15 protein-coding genes and 1 tRNA gene are annotated in these 17492 nt (G+C 69.2%); 8 read left to right on the top strand and 8 right to left on the bottom strand.

Annotation, left to right across the window (positions count from 1 at the left end; translation table 11 throughout):
• Positions 1 to 367 precede the first annotated feature (367 nt).
• Positions 368 to 1519 (top strand): sensor histidine kinase, encoded by a 1152-nt coding sequence (locus KBY88_RS07360; RefSeq protein ID WP_254939272.1) that lies wholly within the window; start codon positions 368 to 370, stop codon positions 1517 to 1519.
• Here the strand turns inward: KBY88_RS07360 and KBY88_RS07355 are convergent.
• Positions 1485 to 2273, bottom strand: coding sequence for an adenosylcobinamide-GDP ribazoletransferase (locus KBY88_RS07355; protein WP_254939271.1), 789 nt, complete (start codon positions 2271 to 2273; stop codon positions 1485 to 1487). The genes KBY88_RS07360 and KBY88_RS07355 overlap by 35 nt on opposite strands.
• Positions 2274 to 2345: 72 nt before the next feature.
• Here KBY88_RS07355 and tgt point away from each other — a divergent pair, with 72 nt between their 5' ends.
• Together tgt and KBY88_RS07345 are read left to right on the top strand one after the other, a co-directional pair.
• Positions 2346 to 3488, top strand: coding sequence for a tRNA guanosine(34) transglycosylase Tgt (tgt, locus tag KBY88_RS07350; RefSeq protein ID WP_254939270.1), 1143 nt, complete (start codon positions 2346 to 2348; stop codon positions 3486 to 3488).
• Between the two features lie 32 nt (positions 3489 to 3520).
• A complete protein-coding gene (locus KBY88_RS07345; RefSeq protein WP_254939269.1) occupies positions 3521 to 3664 on the top strand; it encodes a photosystem II reaction center protein K in 144 nt (47 codons plus the stop codon).
• Positions 3665 to 3761: 97 nt separating this feature from the next.
• Here the strand turns inward: KBY88_RS07345 and KBY88_RS07340 are convergent, their stop codons facing one another.
• Positions 3762 to 4502 (bottom strand): WecB/TagA/CpsF family glycosyltransferase, encoded by a 741-nt coding sequence (locus KBY88_RS07340; protein ID WP_254939268.1) that lies wholly within the window; start codon positions 4500 to 4502, stop codon positions 3762 to 3764.
• 80 nt (positions 4503 to 4582) lie between these two features.
• Between KBY88_RS07340 and KBY88_RS07335 the strand changes: the two genes are divergently transcribed.
• Positions 4583 to 7858 (top strand): glycoside hydrolase family 15 protein, encoded by a 3276-nt coding sequence (locus tag KBY88_RS07335; protein ID WP_254939267.1) that lies wholly within the window; start codon positions 4583 to 4585, stop codon positions 7856 to 7858.
• A 46-nt stretch (positions 7859 to 7904) separates the two neighbouring features.
• Here the strand turns inward: KBY88_RS07335 and KBY88_RS07330 are convergent, their stop codons facing one another.
• The 5 genes from KBY88_RS07330 to KBY88_RS07310 form a co-directional block, all read right to left on the bottom strand.
• The gene (locus tag KBY88_RS07330; RefSeq protein WP_254939266.1) at positions 7905 to 8909 is read right to left on the bottom strand and encodes a Gfo/Idh/MocA family protein; all 1005 of its coding nucleotides are present in this window, start codon (positions 8907 to 8909) and stop codon (positions 7905 to 7907) included.
• A gap of 43 nt (positions 8910 to 8952) precedes the next feature.
• A complete protein-coding gene (locus KBY88_RS07325) occupies positions 8953 to 10284 on the bottom strand; it encodes a hemolysin family protein (RefSeq protein WP_254939349.1) in 1332 nt (443 codons plus the stop codon).
• Positions 10285 to 10386: 102 nt separating this feature from the next.
• A complete protein-coding gene (locus KBY88_RS07320; protein ID WP_254939265.1) occupies positions 10387 to 11352 on the bottom strand; it encodes an esterase-like activity of phytase family protein in 966 nt (321 codons plus the stop codon).
• Positions 11353 to 11490: 138 nt separating this feature from the next.
• Positions 11491 to 11563 (bottom strand) — tRNA-Ile (locus KBY88_RS07315).
• A gap of 10 nt (positions 11564 to 11573) precedes the next feature.
• A complete protein-coding gene (locus tag KBY88_RS07310) occupies positions 11574 to 12164 on the bottom strand; it encodes an Occludin/ELL family protein (RefSeq protein WP_396102739.1) in 591 nt (196 codons plus the stop codon).
• A 69-nt stretch (positions 12165 to 12233) separates the two neighbouring features.
• Here KBY88_RS07310 and pyrE point away from each other — a divergent pair, with 69 nt between their 5' ends.
• Both pyrE and ygfZ read left to right on the top strand, forming a co-directional pair.
• Positions 12234 to 12830 carry an orotate phosphoribosyltransferase gene (gene pyrE / locus KBY88_RS07305; protein WP_254939264.1) on the top strand — a complete coding sequence of 199 codons (597 nt, stop codon included), beginning with the start codon at positions 12234 to 12236 and terminating at the stop codon, positions 12828 to 12830.
• Positions 12827 to 13804 (top strand): CAF17-like 4Fe-4S cluster assembly/insertion protein YgfZ, encoded by a 978-nt coding sequence (gene ygfZ, locus KBY88_RS07300; protein WP_254939263.1) that lies wholly within the window; start codon positions 12827 to 12829, stop codon positions 13802 to 13804. The genes pyrE and ygfZ overlap by 4 nt, the downstream gene beginning before the upstream one ends.
• Before the next feature lie 35 nt (positions 13805 to 13839).
• On the opposite strand, the gene KBY88_RS07295 is transcribed toward ygfZ, so the two are convergent.
• Positions 13840 to 15315 carry a TM0106 family RecB-like putative nuclease gene (locus tag KBY88_RS07295; RefSeq protein WP_254939262.1) on the bottom strand — a complete coding sequence of 492 codons (1476 nt, stop codon included), beginning with the start codon at positions 15313 to 15315 and terminating at the stop codon, positions 13840 to 13842.
• A 103-nt stretch (positions 15316 to 15418) separates the two neighbouring features.
• Between KBY88_RS07295 and KBY88_RS07290 the strand changes: the two genes are divergently transcribed.
• Together KBY88_RS07290 and rdgB are read left to right on the top strand one after the other, a co-directional pair.
• Positions 15419 to 16870, top strand: a complete 1452-nt coding sequence (locus KBY88_RS07290) for a phosphoglucomutase/phosphomannomutase family protein (protein WP_254939261.1) — start codon at positions 15419 to 15421, stop codon at positions 16868 to 16870.
• Positions 16867 to 17490 carry an RdgB/HAM1 family non-canonical purine NTP pyrophosphatase gene (gene rdgB / locus KBY88_RS07285; protein WP_254939260.1) on the top strand — a complete coding sequence of 208 codons (624 nt, stop codon included), beginning with the start codon at positions 16867 to 16869 and terminating at the stop codon, positions 17488 to 17490. The genes KBY88_RS07290 and rdgB overlap by 4 nt, the downstream gene beginning before the upstream one ends.
• The last annotated feature ends 2 nt before the right edge of the window (positions 17491 to 17492 follow it).

Here is a 17492-nt window from a genome sequence, read left to right as displayed (position 1 = left end):
GGACCACTCCCGCTGAAGGGAGGCTTAAGGAGGAACAGGGTGGGTGGTCGCAGGACGAACCACCACGGCAGAGCCACCCCCAGGAGGAGGCCCGGCACGCCCATACGTCTGTCGAGCCGAGAAGGGCTTCAGGACTCCCCTCCGTGACGCGCTGGCCTGGGGTGAGCCAGGCACGGCAGAGGGGGCCGACAGCCCCTGCTGTAGCCTCGCTGCAAGGGGATCGCAACAAGGACGGTCACGACGGAAACCCTGCGGTCCGCTTCCGGGCTGCAAAGTATTGGTCGATACGCCATCTTAAGACTTTTTCCCGGATTTCGAACGTCCAATCCGGAAGATTTTTCTGCCACTTCCGCGACCGAGCCCTTGAATGCAGGTCTCCGAAAGGTTTCTTGCCCTGCTCCAGCAGCAGTTGGCCCAGTTCACCGACCGCTTGGACCTTCGTTCCCTGGTGGTCTACCTGGCATTGCCCACCCCCGACGGCAAGCCCTCGCTTGTGCCCGTTGGCGCCTGGCCCCACGACGGCGCACCCCTCCCAGCGGTCGAACATGACACCGAGTTGCGCCTTCCGGATGCCCAGCGCCGCTGGCTGGCCCTGCGCCATGAGCAGGTCCTGCTGGGGGCCCTGCGGGTGGAGACCGACCAGTTGCCCTGGTCCGAACCCCTGACCCAGCGCCTGCAGGCCACCGCCAATGGGCTCACCTTGGCCCTCTGCCTCGATCTGGAACAGCAGCGCCTTCGCGATCAATTGCAACGCCAGGACCAGCAATTGCGCCTGCTCGTGCATCAACTGCGCAACCCCCTGGCGGCCCTGCGCACCTTCGGCCAGCTGCTGCTGCGGCGGCTCGATGGCGACCAGGCCAACCGCCTTCTGGTGAAGGGCCTGTTGGCCGAAGAGCAGCAACTCAACCGCTACGTGGATGCGATCGATCGGCTGGCAGGGCCGCTGCAGCTGGCCTCCGGTCCGACAGAACCCCAACCGCTCCTCCTCCCACCCTCCCTTGCCGCCCGGAGCGAAACGGGCCTGCAGGAGCTGTTGACCCCGCTGCTGCAGAGGGCCGCCGCCACCGCCGCCCTCCAGGGCCGCCGCTGGCACACCAGCGATCCACTCCCCTCCTGGGAAGGAGAGCCAGGGGCTGTGGCCGAAATCCTGGCCAATCTGCTGGAAAACGCCTTCCGCTACAGCCCCCCGGAGGCTGAGGTGGGCCTGCTGGCCCAATCCCTGCAGGCAGGCCTGCGGCTCACCGTCTGGGATGGCGGAACCCCGATCGACCCGCACGAGCGCGAAGCGATCTTCGGCCGGGGTGTGCGCGGCGCCCGCGGCAAAGGCCTCGCCGGCACCGGCCTCGGTCTTGCCCTGGCCAGAGATCTGGCCCGCTCCCTCGGCGGCGACCTGCGCCTGGTGGTGCCCCCCGCAGCCATTGACCCAACCCTGCCGCGCGCCGGGAACGCTTTCTGCCTGGAGCTGCCGCCGGCCGGCGCTGCACCTAGGCCCACCCCAGCACCACCAACAGAGCCATGACGGCCAGAGCCAAGGCTTCGCTCCATTCCACGCAAGCGCCGTAGCTGTCGCCGCTGTGCCCCCCCAGCCGTCGCCCGAGCCCCAGGGGCACCAGGAGCGCCGGCAGCCCACCGCTCCAGAGCACTCCAGGCCAGGCACCCACGGCCCCCAAGCCCGCCCAGAAGCCCAGCAACACCAGGCTGGGGCGCAGCTCCCGCCCCAGCCCACGCCAATGGCGACGATGGAAACCTGCTGACCCCTCCGGCTCCGGTCGCAGGTAGGGGAACCGCTCCATGGCCACCAGGGGGGCCATTCGCCCCCAGACGGAAGCGGCGATCAAAGCGAACGGCACCAGCGCCGGCACCAGCGCCGCCAGGCTGAACAGGGCCGCCGCCCGAAGCAGCAACAGCTGCACCAGAGCCAGCACCCCGGCCGCCCCCACCCGGCTGTCCTCCATCGCCTCCAGGCAACGGGGCCCGGCCCCCAATCCATCAGCGGTGTCCATGGCCCCATCCATGTGCAGACCGCCGCTGAGCCAGAGGCCCAGGGCGACCACCAGGGCCACCTGGGCGGCCACGGGAATCCGGCCGACGCTGGCCCACCACAGCAGCGCCTGCAACGAGCCGATCACCAGGCCGACCCAGGGGGCGAAGCGGGCGATGCGCTCAAAACGCGGCCGCGGCCAGGCCCCCAGGGGGAGCACGCTGTAGAAGATCCAGGCACCCGCCAGATCCCCCAGCCAGCCAGGAGCCGCCTTCGGCCGCTGCAGGGGCATCGCCAGCCTTGCGGAAGGGGCTGATCCTGCCGCGGCGCGACCTAGGTTCGACACCCTCCCTGCCTGCCTTCGTTGATTCGCCCGGCTGAGGGGGCCGCCTTCGCCTTCGAGATCACCGCCCGCTGCCCCCGCACCCGGGCGCGCACCGCTCTTTTCCACACCCCCCACGGGGTGGTAGAGACGCCCCGGTTCATGCCCGTGGGCACCGCCGCCACGGTCAAGGGCGTCACCGCTTCTCAACTGGCTGAGACCGGCGCCCAGATGGTGCTGGCGAACACTTACCACCTGCACCTGCAACCAGGCGAGCAGGTGGTGCAGGAGGCTGGCGGGCTGCATCGGTTCATGGGTTGGAGCGGCCCGCTGCTCACCGATTCCGGTGGTTTCCAGGTGTTCAGCCTCGGGGCGATCAATCGCATTGACGAGCAGGGTGTGGTGTTCCGCTCCCCCCGCGACGGGGCCCGGATCAGCCTCACGCCGGAGCGCTCGATGGAGATCCAGATGGCCCTGGGCGCCGATGTGGCCATGGCCTTCGACCAGTGCCCTCCGTACCCCGCCAGCGAAAACGACGTGGCCGAGGCCTGTGGGCGCACCCAGCGCTGGCTGGAGCGCTGTTGTGCCGTGCACAGCCGCCGCGACCAGGCCCTGTTCGGCATCGTTCAGGGAGGGGTCTACTCCCACTGGCGCGAGCGTTCCCTGGGGGGGGTGGCGGCCCTCGACCTGCCGGGCGTCGCCATCGGCGGGGTGAGTGTGGGGGAACCGGTGGAGGAGATGCACCGGGTGGTGCGCCAGCTGGGCCCGCTGCTGCCCGAGCAGAAACCCCACTATTTGATGGGGGTGGGCAGTCTGCGGGAGATGGCGATCGCCGTGGCCCAGGGCATCGATCTGTTCGACTGCGTGCTGCCCACCCGCCTGGGGCGCCACGGCACTGCCCTGGTGGGGGGTGAGCGCTTCAACCTGCGCAACGCCCGCTTCCGCCACGACCACACCCCCCTCGATCCCAGCTGCCCCTGCCTGGCCTGCCGCGGCCACAGCCGTGCGTACCTGCACCACCTGGTGCGCAGCCAGGAACTGCTCGGGCGCACCCTGCTCAGCCTCCACAACCTCACCCAGCTGATCCGCTTCACCGGCGCGATGGCACTGGCGATCGCCGAGGGGATCTTTTCGGAGGATTTCGCTCCCTGGGAACCGGGCTCACCAGCTGCACACACGTGGTAGCGTCCGATTTCGGACCTCGTTCAGCTTTAGGGATGGTCGCTTTCAATCTGCATCTGCTGGCCCAGCTGCCTGAGGCTTACCAGGCCTTCGGTCCCCTGGTCGACATCCTGCCGATCATCCCCCTGTTCTTTTTGCTGCTCGCTTTCGTGTGGCAGGCCTCGGTGGGATTCCGCTGAATGCACTCCAGTCCTCGAACTGCGGGCTCAACAGCCCTGTCAAAGGCGGAAAGGAGAAGGTGCTGGCTTCCTGAGATCCCACCCCTTGGCCAACGAGTCAGGCACCCTTGAGCACCGCCCAGGCGAAGGCCGGTAAGGAAAGCATCCGCCGCCAGCGGCTCGGTTCTTGAATCAGCCGATGTAGCCATTCGATCCGCAGAGCTCCCATCCAGCCAGGGGCTCTTTTTTTGTGCCCAGCCCAAACATCGAAGCTGCCGCCCACTCCCATCCACAGACCCAGCTGGCCCTGATGCAGTCGGTGGATCCAGAGTTCCTGACGGGGCACCCCTAGGGCCACCAGCACCAGATCAGGCCGGGCCTCCAAAAGCTCCCGCTCGAGGGCGGGCCAGGCTTCTTTCGGTTGAAAGCCGTGCAGGGCGAAGGCCAGCTTCAGCGACGGCCAGTGCTCCAGCAACTGCCGTTTCAACGCCCCCATCACCTCCGGGCTAGCCCCCACCAGGGCAACGGTCCAGCCTGCCTGCACGCCATGGGCCAGCAGCTCGTGGGCCAGCTCGATGCCCGGGCTGCGCCGCACCCTGAACCCCTGGCGACCCAGGGCCCAGACCACACCAGCTCCATCGGGGATCACCAGCTGGGCCGCCGTAATCACTTCCCCCAGAGCACGATCCGCCCGGGCCGCCATGGTCATCTCAGCGTTCAGCGTCACCAGCTGACCACCGCCATGGGTGTGCAAGGCGATCGCCGCGGCGCGCACATCGGCACAGACGTCCACGGGAACCCCGAGCACCTGGGCCCTCACCCCTAGCTCCGGCACCCGGTCGGTCGTCATGGATGCCATCGATGCCCTGGGCAGCAGGTGAGAATCTATGGCTGGATCAGCGCCCCACCCAACCGCCGCATCCGCACCCTCCCCACCGGATGACCTTCACCCGCGCCGATCGTGCCCGTGCAGGCACGGCCCACTCCACGGGCACCCCCACCCTGCCCCAGGCCTTCGCCGCAGCCGAGCTGCCCGATGCCCCGCGGCAGCTCAGCGAGGCCGAAGCGCGGTGCACGCTGAACGACCTGGACGGGCAGATCGAGGCAGTGGTGCTCAGGCGTCAGCACCCGATCACCGGCCTGCTCCCCGCCAGCACGGCCCACACGGTGCACGGCAACTACGGCGATGCCTGGGTGCGGGACTGCGTCTACTCCATTCAATGCGTCTGGGGCCTGGCCCTGGCCCACCGGCGCCTCGGGGGCCCTTCCACCAGGGTGTTCGAACTGGAGCAACGCGTGCTGCAGCTGATGCGCGGGCTGCTCAACGCCATGTTGCGTCAGGCACCGAAGGTGGAGCGCTTCAAGCACAGCCTGGCCCCCCTCGATGCCATCCATGCCAAGTTCGACACCGCCACAGGAAACCCGGTGGTGCCCGATGACGGCTGGGGCCACCTGCAACTGGATGCCACCGGACTGTTCCTGCTGCAGATCGCCCAGCTGACCCGCGCCGGCCTGGTGGTGGTGCAGACCAGTCACGAGCGGGATTTCCTGCAGAACCTCGTCTACTACGTTGCCAGGGCCTACCGGGTGGCGGATTACGGCATCTGGGAGCGGGGTGACAAGGGCAACCATGGTCTGCCCGAGCGCAACGCCAGCTCGATCGGCCTGGTCAAGGCGGCTTTGGAGGCCCTCGACGGCCTCGACCTCTACGGGCCCCACGGCGATGGCCGCAGCCGCCTCCACATTCCCCACGACGCGATCGTGCGCCTGCGCCGCGCCCTGCAGGGTCTGCTGCCGCGGGAATCCGCCAGCAAGGAAGTTGACAGCGCCTGCCTTTCGGTGATCGGCTACCCCGCCTGGGCGGTGGAGGATCCGCGCCTGATCCAGCGCACGCGCGCCAAGATCCGCGAGGTGCTGGGAGGGGCCTACGGCTACAAACGCTTCCCCCGCGACGGTCACCAGACAGTGGTCGAAGACCACAACCGCCTGCACTACGAGCGCGAGGAACTGGCCGCCTTCACGGCGATCGAATGCGAGTGGCCCTTGTTCTTCGCCTACGAGCTGGTCACAGCCTGCTGCGAGGAGCGCTGGCAGGAAGCCTGGCTCTGGCGCTCGCGACTCGATGCCGTGAGCGTGATGGTCGACGGGGTCCCCCTGCTGCCGGAGCTCTACCTGGTGCCAGGAACGGCGCTCGAAGCCGAACGGGCGGGGCCGGGCAGCCAGCCCCGCGTGGCCAACCCCAATGTGCCCCTGCTTTGGACCCAGAGCCTCACCTGGCTGGGGGACCTGATGCTCCAGGGGCTGCTGCTGCCCAGCGATCTCGACCCCTGCGGCCGCCGCCAGGGCCGGTCCTTGGGGGCCGAAAAGGTGCTGGTGGGCCTGGTGCCCGCCACCGAAGCCATCGCCGATGTCCTCAGCGCGGCGGGGCTTCCTGTCACGGCGCCCAAGGGTGGCGCGGTCAAGCTTCGGGTGGCCAGCTCAAAGGAACTCTCCGAGCGCATGGCCAGGGTGGGACGCAATCCCCGTCTGGGACTGGGGGGGCATCCACCGGTGCGCATGGAAGCGATGGCCACAGCACGGCTCTACACCCACGGGGAGGACACCCTGGCCTTCCTGCCGGCGGTGCTGGAAGAGGGCACGTTCTACCTGGCCGATGACCCGGAACAGCTGGTGGAGACCGTCGGCAGCGAACTCCGTCACCTGCAACGCCACTGGCGCGGCAGCGGTGTCCCCCTGCTGCTGATCCCTGTGGCCGAAGGGCCGTTCCAGCGCGACCCCGAAGCCTTCCTGCGCCTGGGGGAGAGCCTGCGCAGCGGCCTGCTCGAATCGGTGCCCGTGGAGCTGGCCAGCCTCGAGGCGGTCGTGGATCAGCTGACCTCTGTGGCGCTGCCGCCCGAAGCGGGCGTGGAGATCTCGCCCAAGGAGAACGTGGGCCCGCTGCTGCGGGCCAGCACCAGCCGGCAGCAGCTGACGGCTCGGCAGGAACTTGAGCTCGGACTTGAAGCCGTCGCCGTGGCCGACCTGGCCCAGCGGCTCTGGCAGAGCACCTCCCTGCCGGAGCAGGCGGAGCTGCTCGAGCAACTGGTGCGCCGGCTGGGCCTCAACGCCATCCTCCAGGGCCCCTCCAGCCGGGGGCCTGTGAAACTCTTGGCCCTGGTGGAAGCGATCTACCACCGGGCCCTGGCCGAGGCCGACTGGAGCGTGGTGCGGCGTTGCGCCGGGGTAATCGGGCTGATTCATCCGCAGCTCGAAGATGCCCTCACCGATTTGCTCGTGCGCCAGAAGCAGGTGGTGGTGGGACGTAACTACACCCATGAATCGCTGATCAGCCAGCCCCAGGGCAGCCTGGCGATCGCGGCGATGATCGAGCGCTACAGCGGTGAAGACGGTCGCGAGCGCATGCTCCAGCAGGAACTGCTTCTGGCCCTTGATGGTCTCGCCCGGCTGGAGCCAGGCCTGCTCAGCGGCAGCCTCACCCTGCAACTGGGACAACTGCTGCTGCTGCTCACCGGCGAATTGGCCAGCGAACGGGACCTCGCCCCCGACGAGGCCTTCGAGGCCCTCTGCGGCCTGCCACCCCACGCCATTCACCGCCGCCTTCGGGCGGTGCTGGCCGACAGCGACCACGCCCGGGCGGCTCTCCAACGCAAGGAGCAGCTTCACGTGAGTGGGCGGGTGCGCTGGGACGTGCCCGATCCACTCGAAGAGCTGCCCAGGGGCGGCGACTGGCTGCAGCAGCGGCAGCGGCAGGGGGCGCTGCAACGGGTGCCGCGGGAGTTCTATGCCGGCATCTGGGACCTCCTGCACCACTGCAAAGGCCTGGTGATCGGCGACAAGCTGGAGCGGCGCAACCGACTGGAGTGCGCGCTGCTTGCAGAGATGACCTCTGGAGAGCGCAACTTCGCCACCCTGGTGGAGCATCTGCTGAGCAAGATCGAGGCTGCCGAGTACCGGCAGCTCTGCACCGAGACGCTGATCTCACTGATCACTTTCGTGGAAGCCAACCCACAGGTGCAGTTCGATGATTATCTGGCCTTGGATGTGGTGATCGGCCACGCCGTTCGCGTGGGCTGGCAGCAGAACCACGCCGACAAGAACGCCGCCAGCTATGCCCTTCACAAGGCAGAGGCCTGGGAGCAGTTCTACGGGGCCTCGCCGGCGAACTGCCGCCGCTGGCAGATCCTCGCCCTCAAGGAACTCACCCAGCTGGGCTGAACTCAGCCCACGGCTGAAGCTCCCCTGCGGGACAGGCCCCCGGCGTTCAGATCGGCACCTTGAGGGCCATGCAGCGGGCGGGCTGCTCGACCGCCTGCTCGATCAGATCGGCCAGCTGTAGGGCCCTGGAAGCCTGCAAACCATCCACAGCCGGGGTCTCCCGCCCCCGGACGCACTGGAGGAAGTGCTCCAGCTCGGCGTAGAGCGGCTCGATGGAAGTGGTGATCACCTCCTCGATGAAGCCATCGTTGCGATAGAGCAATTCGCCATGGTCGGCGGAAATCGACTGGTGTGCCCGCCGGTGGATACGCAGGCTGCGGTTAAGAAAATCGGTTTCCACCAGGCTGGCCCGACAATGGGCACTGAGGCTGCGGATCTTGCGGTGGGCCATCTTGCTGGCCGTCAGGCTGGCCACCACACCGTTGGCGAAACCCAGGGTGGCATTGACGTAATCGATCGGCCCCTCGGAGCTGCAGCCCCCAGCGGCCGCCAGGCGCACCACCGGCGCCCCCGCCAGCTCAAGCACCAGGTCGATGTCATGGATCATCAGGTCCAGCACCACCGACACGTCGTTGGCCCGGTCGGCGTTGGGGCTGTGGCGGCGGGCTTCGAGGACCACCACATCTTCATTGGCCACCACCTTGAGCAACTCGCGGAACGCAGGGTTGAAGCGCTCGATGTGGCCCACCTGCAGCAACCGGCCGGCAGATTCGGCCGCCTGGATCAACTCGGCGGCCTCCTCCTGGCTGGCGGCGATCGGCTTTTCGATCAGTACGTGCACGCCTGCCTTCAGGCAGGCCATGCCCACCCGATGGTGCAGGAGGGTCGGCACCGCGATGCAAACAGCCTCCACCTCACCGAGAAGCTCGTGGTAATCGGCGACCCAGCGGCATTGAAACTGCTCAACCGCCAATTGGCCCCGCTCCGCATCGGGGTCAGCAACGGCCACCAGCTCGGCATCCCGCAACAGGCTGAGCACCCGGGCATGGTGCCAGCCCATGTTGCCGATGCCGATGACGCCCACCTTCACCGGGGTCATGGCATCGGTCATTGCGTCACTGTCCACCGGACACCCATGGTGGAATTATCAACGATCAGCCCCCCTCACGTGCCGATCGTTCACTGGAGCGGTCCTGGGGGCGGTCCGAGGGTCGCTCCTCAGGTGTGTCTCCGCTGGAGCGCCGGACGATCTGGACCCGATCGATGCGGGGGCCGTCCATGGCCAGGATCTCAAAGCTGTGACCTTGCCAGCGCAGACTTTCACCGGCGGAGGGTATGTGCTGCAGGCGCTCCAGAAGGAACCCCGCCAGGGTGTGATGGCCATCGGCTTCGGGCAGGTGCAGACCGAGCTGGCGGTTGAGCTCAAAGATCTCGAGATCCCCCGCCACCAGCCAGGTGTCGTCGTGGACCTGCTGCAGATCGTTCTGATCCGATTGCGGGTCTTCCTCTTCCCCCACGATCTCGCTGGTGAGGTCAGCCACGGTCACGAGGCCCTCGGTGCCCCCGTGCTCATCGACCACCACCACCAGGGGGTGCCCGCTGCGGATCACAGGCAGGAGGTCGGCCAGGGGGGTGATTTCCTGGACCCGCAGCACCGGCGTGACGTAGGGGGCCAGAGGGGTGTCGCTCTGCAAGTCGCCCCGAGCAATGGGCTCAGCCAAGCGGCGCAGGTCGAGCAGGCCACGCACGTCGTCGAGGGACTGACCGATCACCGGGAAGCGGGCGTGGTGAGTGGCATGCACCGCCTCCATCATCTGGGCAAAGCGCACACCGATCGGAAGGGTGACCATGCCGGAACGCGGCACCATCACCTCGCGCACCGGGGTGTCCCGCAACGAAAAAAGGCCCTCGAGGATGTTGCGCTCATCGGGCATCAAGCCGGTGACGCTGTTGGATTCGATCATGGTCTCCAGCTCGTCGGCGGAGAGGGCCGGCACCAGCTGATCCCAGTTGCGCGGCAGACCGAGCAGGTGGAGCAGGCCGTCACTGAGGCGCTCAAGCAGGCTCAGCAGCGGCGCCAGGGTGCGGGTGGAGGATTCCAGGAGGGGCGCCAGGCGCAGGGCCGAGGACTCGGGCCGGTGCAGCACCCAGGCCTTGGGCAACAGCCCCCCCACCAGGGTGGCCAGCACCACCAGCACCACGAACACCAGCAGATCGATCCAGGGGCGGCTGACGGTGGGATCCCAGCGGGCCGCCACGCCGCGGCCGGCCCAGCCCAGGGCCACCAGGGCCAGGGCCACCCCGAGCTGGGTGGCCACCAGGGCCCGCCGCAGCCGTTTCTGGAGCCGTGCCACCGCCGCAGCGCCCGGGCGGCCATCGGCCTCCAGCAGCTTCACCCGGCTGGGCCGAAGCCGGATCAGGGCGAACTCCCCGGCGGCGAAAAAGGCCAGCAGGACCAGAAGGCCGGCCAGGGCGAGATAGCGCATGGGCAGCAGAGGGGGCCCTGAAAACAGGTTCAGGGGGCACATCCGGTCAGCCCGACCCTAGAGAACGGGGCCCATCTGTGCCCTGCTCCCCCGACCGGCTGCTCAGCCGGGGCAAGCTGCCGTACGCCTCGGCCGCAGGACCGCCATGAGCGAACGCTGCCGGGGATTGAAGTTGTCATCGCTCACCAGCAGCAGGGCTGGCCCCTCCCGGCGCACGCCCGTCCCCGCTCCGGGGGCGGCTTGGGGTCCCACGGCCAGGCCCTCCCAGTTGTCCGATGCCAGGCCGCTGGCGATCAGATCCCAGCTGAACAGAGGCTGAAGGGGCGGCGCGACGGCTGGATCCACGGCGGGCGCGGTCTGAAGATCGCCCATCCGGTAGAGGCTCAGCAGGACGCCCCAACCCTCCGGGGGCAGGTAACTGCGCCAGAGCCCCAGCAGCTTCCTCTGGTCAGGCAAAACAAGCAGCTCCGTGAGCCCCCAGAGGCCGGGCTGCTTGGGAAGGGCCAGGGCAGGCAGGGCCGTGAACGACCCAGCTCCCTTGGCAGAGGGGGCGTAACGCAGCAGCCGCACCCGGTCGGGGGGATCTTGGCGCAGGGGGGTTTCGGCGGCCAACAGCAGATCGCCGGTGCCGGCGCCGCCCGCAGCCGGCAGCCAAGTGAGGGACTCCGGCCCACTGTTGGATTCCAGCCCCTGGCCCGGCCGGGCCTGCCAGGGCTCCGGCAGCTCCACTGCCCGCTGCAGCAGACCCGTGGCGGGGTCGAAGCGCAGCAACTGGGCCGGCCGCTCGGCGCTGCGGCGACCTTCGCTGGTGATCCAGAGCGCTCCGGGGGCCCGCGCCAGACCTTCGCCATCGACCTGAACAGGCAGGGGGGCATAGGGACGGCCCACGAGCGCCAGGGGATCGCGGAACAGGGCAGATGGCCGACGCAGAGCGCGCGGATCGAGCGCAATCAGGTAGCCCTGGGGCGCATCGCTGAGCAGCCAAAGCAGATCCGTTGCCTGATCGAAGCTGACCGCCGAGAACCCCCCCAAGGGCCTGCCAGCGGCCACCCGGGAGGGAAGCGCCAACTGGGCCTGGACCTGCCAACCAGCAGCCAGGGGGCAGGGGAGGGCAAGCTCGATCACAGGACTAAGGAGCCAAAGCGGCAGCTAGCGGAGCCCCCAGGGGCGGACGCGTTCAGACCACAGCCACCGACCGGAAGGGAATGGGGGTCCCGGGGATCGAACCCGGCTTAGGCGAATTATGAGTTCGCTGCATTCACCAGATTGCTAGACCCCCCACAGCGGTCTTACCAGAGACCACGTACAGGCGTGTAGGTGGTGAGGGGCCTGGCCGGGGCGGGGAAAGATTGCACCGACATCCCGCAGCCTGCCTCGGGCAGACCGGAGCAGAAGCCGTTACCCACATCGGCGGTGCGCCAGGGGATCGGGCTGCTCTGCTCCTCCAGCAGGGCCTGGTAGGTGTTCTGCAGGGCCGAGCCGTCCCAGACAATCGTCTGATCAGGGAAACCGAGGGCGACGATCCTGCCGCCATCACGACCGGGGACAGCGAGTCCGAGCAGATCAGTGATCTGGTTGGTGAGGCTGACGCCCCGGGCGAAGGGAGCCGTGTAGCTGTAGAAGCGGCGCTCCACCATCTCGCTGGTGGTCTGCACGACGCCGCAGCGGGTCACCTCCACCGGTGCGGCGGGAAAACCATCGCTCGCGCCGCTCCCGGGGAGCGGCGCTTCAACCGTGGTGTTGCAGACCACTGGACCAGCCTGGGCCACCGGCATCCCCAGAAAAACAGCACCCACAAGAGCAGGCGCGAAGCCCAGGGCCGCCCTTCGACAGAGCCTTTCAGCGCTGGTCCCACGGGATTGGCGAGGCGCACGGGCCATGGGAACACTCCTGGATCTAGGCGCAAACTAGACAACTTGACCCCGACATGCCAGGTCCTGTAAACGCCGATGGCTTCCCTGTCCGCCAGAACCCTTCCCAACACAGCCGCCGAGCGGCGCACCGCCCTGCTGGAACTGCTGGCCCGCCGGGCCTACCGCCACGGCCAGTTCACCCTCGCCTCCGGCCGCAGCAGCCACCACTATGTGAACTGCAAACCAGTGAGCCTCAGCGGCTTTGGGCTTGCCCTGCTCGCCGCCGAACTGCTGGAGCGGGTGGAGCCGGCGGCGGCGGCGGTGGCGGGGCTCACCCTCGGAGCTGACCCCCTGGTGAGCGGTGTCGCCCAGGCCGCCGCCCTCGCTGGCCGTGACCTGGATGCCCTGATCGTGCGCAAGCAGGCCAAGGGTCACGGCACAGGCGCCTGGCTGGAGGGGCCCCTGCCGAAAGCCGGCGAGCGCATCACCGTGCTCGAAGACGTCGTGACCAGCGGCGGCTCCTCGCTCAAAGCGGTTCGCCAGCTGCGGGAGGCCGGCTACCGGGTGGATCGCGTCCTGACGATCGTCGATCGTCAGGAGGGCGGTGCAGAGGCGATGGCCGCTGAGGATCTCGAACTGGTGAGCCTGTTTCTGCTCGAGGAGGTGGCCGCCACGGCCGCCCTACAACCGTGAGCTCCACCCCCTCCCCCTGGGCCTGGCAGCCCGCCCAGCCCAGCCGCCTGGTGGAAACGGTCAGCCTGATGCGCCTGGAAGGCCCCGACGCTCTACGGGTGCTGCACGGCCAGACCAGCCAGGCGATCGAAGGCGCCAAACCCGGGCAGCTGCTGGCCAGCTGCGTCATCGGTCCCACCGCCCGCCTGCGGGGCCTGGCGGAGGTGCTGGTGGACACGGGCGGGGCCTGGCTGGTGGTCACCGCCGGGGAGGGGTCGCTCGTGCACCAGGCCCTCGATCGGGTGCTGTTCCCCGCTGACCAGGTGACGCTGGGGGTGATGGAAACGGCCACGCTCGTCACTCCCCTGGGGCCACCGCCGGCCGACCCGCCGCCCGCCATTGCTGAAGACCTTTGGGAGCCTTTGGGTGCGGATGGCCCCCAGGGATGGTTGCTGGGATCCCGCTTTCTCTGGAGCGGTGGTTCTGTGCTGCCGGCCGCCTGGGAGAACCTGGCCCCGCTGGATCCAGCGGAGCAGGAGCTCTGGCGGCTGCGCCGGGGCCACCCGGCCGCACCGGGGGAACTCAATGACGACACCAACCCGTTCGAGCTGGGGCTGGCCAACCGGGTGAGCCTCAGCAAGGGCTGCTATGTGGGACAGGAGACCCTGGCCAAGCTGAGCACCTACGACGGCGTCAAGCGGCAGCTCAGGCGCTTCCTGGCGGCACCGGGGGCCGAGCCCGCCGCCCTGACAGCCGGCACCCCGCTGCTCACGGCGGCAGGTGAGCGGGCCGGAAAGATCACCTCAAGCCTGGCGCTCCCAGCCAGCACAGGCCGGACGAACCGGGTGGTGGGCTTGGCGCTGGTGCGCCGCCAGGCCTTGGCTGAGCCGACGCTCTGGGCCGGCGGGCCCGAAGGGGAGGGCGTGGCCCTGGAGATCTCACTCCCCGAGGAATTCGTGGCACCCCCTTTGGGGGCGGGCCGACCGCCGCTCTGAACGCCAGACAGTCCTGCCGGACGGAGCGCGCCCTTTCAGCCCTTGATGTCCTGCTCCAGCAGCCACTGGGCCACCCGCCAGGTGGCCAGGCCGTCGTCGTGGTTGTAGCGGAAGATCCGGCGCAGCTGGCGGTGGCTGCCCCGGGGGGCGTTGCCCGTCCCCGAACGCCACTGGCGCCACCAGAGCAGGCAGCGCGCCCCATCCACCCCCTTCTGGCTCCATTGAAACCCCAGCCAGCCAGCCACCGCCTTGAGCCCGTAGCTGTTCACCGGTAGAAGCCAATGGCGCCGCACCCGCTGATGCAGGTCGATGCAGCGGGCCCGCAGGGCCTCCAGCTCGGCGTCCGGGGCCCCCTGGCGCTGGGCCAGGCGCACCAGGGCGATGGATTCGGTCTCGCCGTAATGCAGCAAGGGCCAGCCGGGATAGCGCGCCAGCAGGTGCTGAAGCCGCTGCCAGAGGCGCGCCTCACCGTGCTCGTAAAGCGCTAAGAGCGGGTGATAAGGCGCTTTGTCCCCCTCATCCCAGCCAGCCGGCCCCCGCCCCAGGCGCAGGAAACCGTGCAGGAAGTCATCGCGGGCATCGGGATCGGACTCGATGTCGTAGATCAGGACCCCAGGGACATCCGCGAGCTCCGGCAAGGCCGCCGTGGACCCTAGACGTCGGGGGGCCCCGGAGCACTGCACCTGGGCCTGGGCCACCAGCTGTGCCGCCACCTCGCGGTGTTGCTCTCCGTGCACCTGTAAGGCCTCCGCCAGCTGCTCGGGATCAGCTGCCGCCAGGTCTGTGAGCCTGGTCAGGCCCAGCTCCAGCAACAGTTCGCGCCGCTTGGCCCCGATGCCGCTCACCTCACTGAGGTGCCCCTCCGCCGTCGCCTCGCTGCCGCAGTAGCCCCGCCAGCTGCAGAGGGTGCACTTCTTGCGGTCCGTGGTCAACGGCGGCATCTGAGCACCGCTGAGCGCCTCGGCCAGGCGCAGCAACTGGGTGTCGAGCTGGCGTTCCAGGGCAGGGGTCAAGGCGAGACGTTCCTGCTCAAGCCCACCGCTCGAGGTGGCCACCACCAGTGCATGGCTCACAGGGCCCTGCTGGGTCTGGGCCAGGAGCCGGCCCCAGTAACTCAGGACGAGCCGGTGCTCGCGCGTGAGCCGGCGGCCCTGGCGGGCGAGCACGGGCCGGTAGGCCCAACCCCCCCAGCGGCTGGGCCCCTCCACCCGCTGCAGCAGGGGCGGATGGGCCTCCAGCGCGAGGCCCTCGGGCCCCGGGGCCCGCAAGCGCAGGCCCACCACCGCCTCAGCCCCCTCCGCGCAGGCGGTTTGGCCATGGCGGGGGCGCTTGGGCACCAGGGCCGCAAAGCTGCGGTATTGATCCTCCAGTTGGAGGCTGCGGTGGGCCGTCCAGAGCCGATCGGAAGCCTCCCCGTGCAGGTCCAACCAGGCACGGCGGTGGCAACGCAGCCAACTGCGCAACAGACGATCGGTGATCGGTGGCCGATCGCTCGGCTTTGGTTGCCCCATGGCCGCACGCTACGGCGGCCTGGTGGCCTGCCACCAGGCCGGCACCAGGCCGCCCCCATGGGCCGCCTCCAACTGCTACGGCTAGACCAACGCGTTGGTCCCGATGGCTTCTGCCCCCCTGCCCCTGGAACCCAGCCCGATTGCCTTCGGCACCGATGGCTGGCGGGGCATCCTCGGCGTGGACATCACCATGGAGCGCCTGCTGAGCGTGGCCGCCGCCGCCGCCAGGGAACTGGAGCACTCTGCCCCTGAGGGACTGGTCAGCCGCGAGGTGGTGATCGGCTACGACCGCCGCTTCCTGGCGCCGGAGTTCGCCGCCGCCATCGCTGCCGCCGTGCGCGGCGCCGACCTTGAACCCGTGCTCACCGACACCGCCGTTCCCACCCCCGCCTGCAGCTGGGCGGTGGTGGAGCGCGGTGCCCTCGGGGCCCTGGTGATCACCGCCAGCCACAACCCGCCCGAGTGGCTCGGGCTGAAGATCAAGGGCCACTTCGGCGGCTCGGTGGAGGGCGATTTCACCGCCCGGGTGGAGCGCCGCCTGGCGGCGGGGGGCATCACCGTCCCGATCGAAGGCGACACCCCCTTGATCGACGGCTGGGGCGGCTACCTCGACGGACTCCGCCGCCAGGTGGACACGGCCTCCCTGGCCACCGGCCTGGCCGCCATGGGATTGCAGGTCATCGTCGATCCCATGCACGGTTCAGCCGCTGGCGGGATGGGGGCCTTGCTGGGGGAAGGCATCACCGAGATCCGCTCCCAGCGCGACCCCCTGTTCGGCGGCCACCCCCCGGAGCCCCTGGCCCCCTACCTGCAGGAACTGATCGCCCGGGTCAAGGCCAGCACCGCGTCGGGCCAGCCGGCCGTGGGGATCGTTTTCGATGGCGACGGCGACCGCATCGCAGCGATCGATGAACACGGCCGGTATTGCAGCACCCAGCTGCTGATGCCCCTGCTGATCGACCACCTGGCCAGGGCCCGCCAACTCAGTGGCAGCGTGATCAAGACCGTGAGCGGTTCCGACCTGATGGCGGCCGTGGCCGAAGACCTGGGCCGGGCGGTGATCGAGAAGCCCGTGGGCTTCAAGTACATCGCCAGCGAGATGCTCGCCGGTGAGGTGCTGATTGGCGGTGAAGAATCCGGCGGCGTGGGCTTTGGGATCCACCTGCCCGAGCGCGATGCGCTGTTCGCGGCGCTGCTGGTGGTGGAGGCGCTGGTGGAGGGGGACCTGCCCCTTGGGGCGCGCCTTGATGCCCTGCAAAGCCGCTGTGGCGGTGCCAGTTGCTATGACCGGCTCGACCTGCGGCTCAAGGACATGGCCAGCCGAGCGCGGCTGGAGCGGCAGCTGGCCGAGGCGCCCCCCGCTGACGTGGCCGGTGCCCCCGTGCTCGAAGTGATCCGCACCGATGGCGTCAAAATGCGCCTGGGCCCCAGCCACTGGCTGATGCTGCGCTTCTCTGGCACCGAACCACTGCTGAGGCTGTACTGCGAGGCCCCAGATGCCGAACGCGTGGCGGCGGTGCTCGCCTGGGCGCGCGCCCTGGCTGAACAGGCATGAGCCGAAGCTGCGGTTTCCAGGGGAGCCCCACGGTGCTGATCATCGCCAGCGGCAACGCCGGCAAGCTGCGGGAGTTCACGGCCCTGCTGGCGGATCTGGAGCTGGAGGTGCGACCTCAGCCGGCGGGCCTGGAGGTGGAGGAAACGGGCACCAGCTTCGCCGCCAACGCCCGGCTCAAGGCCGAGGCAGTGGCCCGGGCCACTGGCCACTGGGCCCTCGCCGACGATTCAGGCCTCAGCGTGGACGCCCTGGGGGGTGCGCCGGGGATTCACTCGGCCCGCTACGCCGCCAGCGACGGCGCGCGCATCGAGCGCATGCTCAGGGAACTTGACGCCGCTGGAGGCCCCGACAGACCCGTCCATCGCCACGCCCGGTTCACCGCCGCCCTGGCGGTGGCAGATCCCAGTGGCACCACGGTGCTGGAGGTGGAGGGGATCTGCCCAGGGGAAATCCTCCAAGCCCCACGGGGAGAAGGGGGCTTCGGCTATGACCCGATCTTCTGGGTGCCTGAGGTCGGCCAGACCTTCGCGGAGATGGACCCGGCGCTCAAACGACGCCTGGGGCACCGCGGCAAGGCCCTCGCGGCGCTGCTCCCGCAGTTGAGACCTCTGCTGGGCTGAAC

The sequence above is a fragment of the Cyanobium sp. Morenito 9A2 genome, from assembly GCF_024345575.1.
In the GTDB taxonomy this organism is placed as follows: domain Bacteria; phylum Cyanobacteriota; class Cyanobacteriia; order PCC-6307; family Cyanobiaceae; genus ATX-6F1.
The sequence above is the reverse complement of the archived record's forward strand: the minus strand, read 5'-3'. Positions and strand labels throughout refer to the sequence as shown.

What these genes read in the sequence shown, in the direction of transcription:
- KBY88_RS07360 (WP_254939272.1), top strand. Translation starts at nt 368, where the DNA reads ATGCAGGTCTCCGAAAGGTTTCTTGCCCTGCTCCAGCAGCAGTTGGCC.
- KBY88_RS07295 (WP_254939262.1), bottom strand. Translation starts at nt 15,315, where the DNA reads ATGGGGCAACCAAAGCCGAGCGATCGGCCACCGATCACCGATCGTCTG.
- KBY88_RS07310 (WP_396102739.1), bottom strand. Translation starts at nt 12,164, where the DNA reads ATGGCCCGTGCGCCTCGCCAATCCCGTGGGACCAGCGCTGAAAGGCTC.
- pyrE (WP_254939264.1), top strand. Translation starts at nt 12,234, where the DNA reads ATGGCTTCCCTGTCCGCCAGAACCCTTCCCAACACAGCCGCCGAGCGG.
- KBY88_RS07335 (WP_254939267.1), top strand. Translation starts at nt 4,583, where the DNA reads ATGACCTTCACCCGCGCCGATCGTGCCCGTGCAGGCACGGCCCACTCC.
- KBY88_RS07345 (WP_254939269.1), top strand. Translation starts at nt 3,521, where the DNA reads ATGGTCGCTTTCAATCTGCATCTGCTGGCCCAGCTGCCTGAGGCTTAC.
- KBY88_RS07325 (WP_254939349.1), bottom strand. Translation starts at nt 10,284, where the DNA reads ATGCGCTATCTCGCCCTGGCCGGCCTTCTGGTCCTGCTGGCCTTTTTC.
- KBY88_RS07330 (WP_254939266.1), bottom strand. Translation starts at nt 8,909, where the DNA reads ATGACCGATGCCATGACCCCGGTGAAGGTGGGCGTCATCGGCATCGGC.
- KBY88_RS07355 (WP_254939271.1), bottom strand. Translation starts at nt 2,273, where the DNA reads ATGCCCCTGCAGCGGCCGAAGGCGGCTCCTGGCTGGCTGGGGGATCTG.
- KBY88_RS07340 (WP_254939268.1), bottom strand. Translation starts at nt 4,502, where the DNA reads ATGGCATCCATGACGACCGACCGGGTGCCGGAGCTAGGGGTGAGGGCC.
- rdgB (WP_254939260.1), top strand. Translation starts at nt 16,867, where the DNA reads ATGAGCCGAAGCTGCGGTTTCCAGGGGAGCCCCACGGTGCTGATCATC.
- KBY88_RS07290 (WP_254939261.1), top strand. Translation starts at nt 15,419, where the DNA reads ATGGCTTCTGCCCCCCTGCCCCTGGAACCCAGCCCGATTGCCTTCGGC.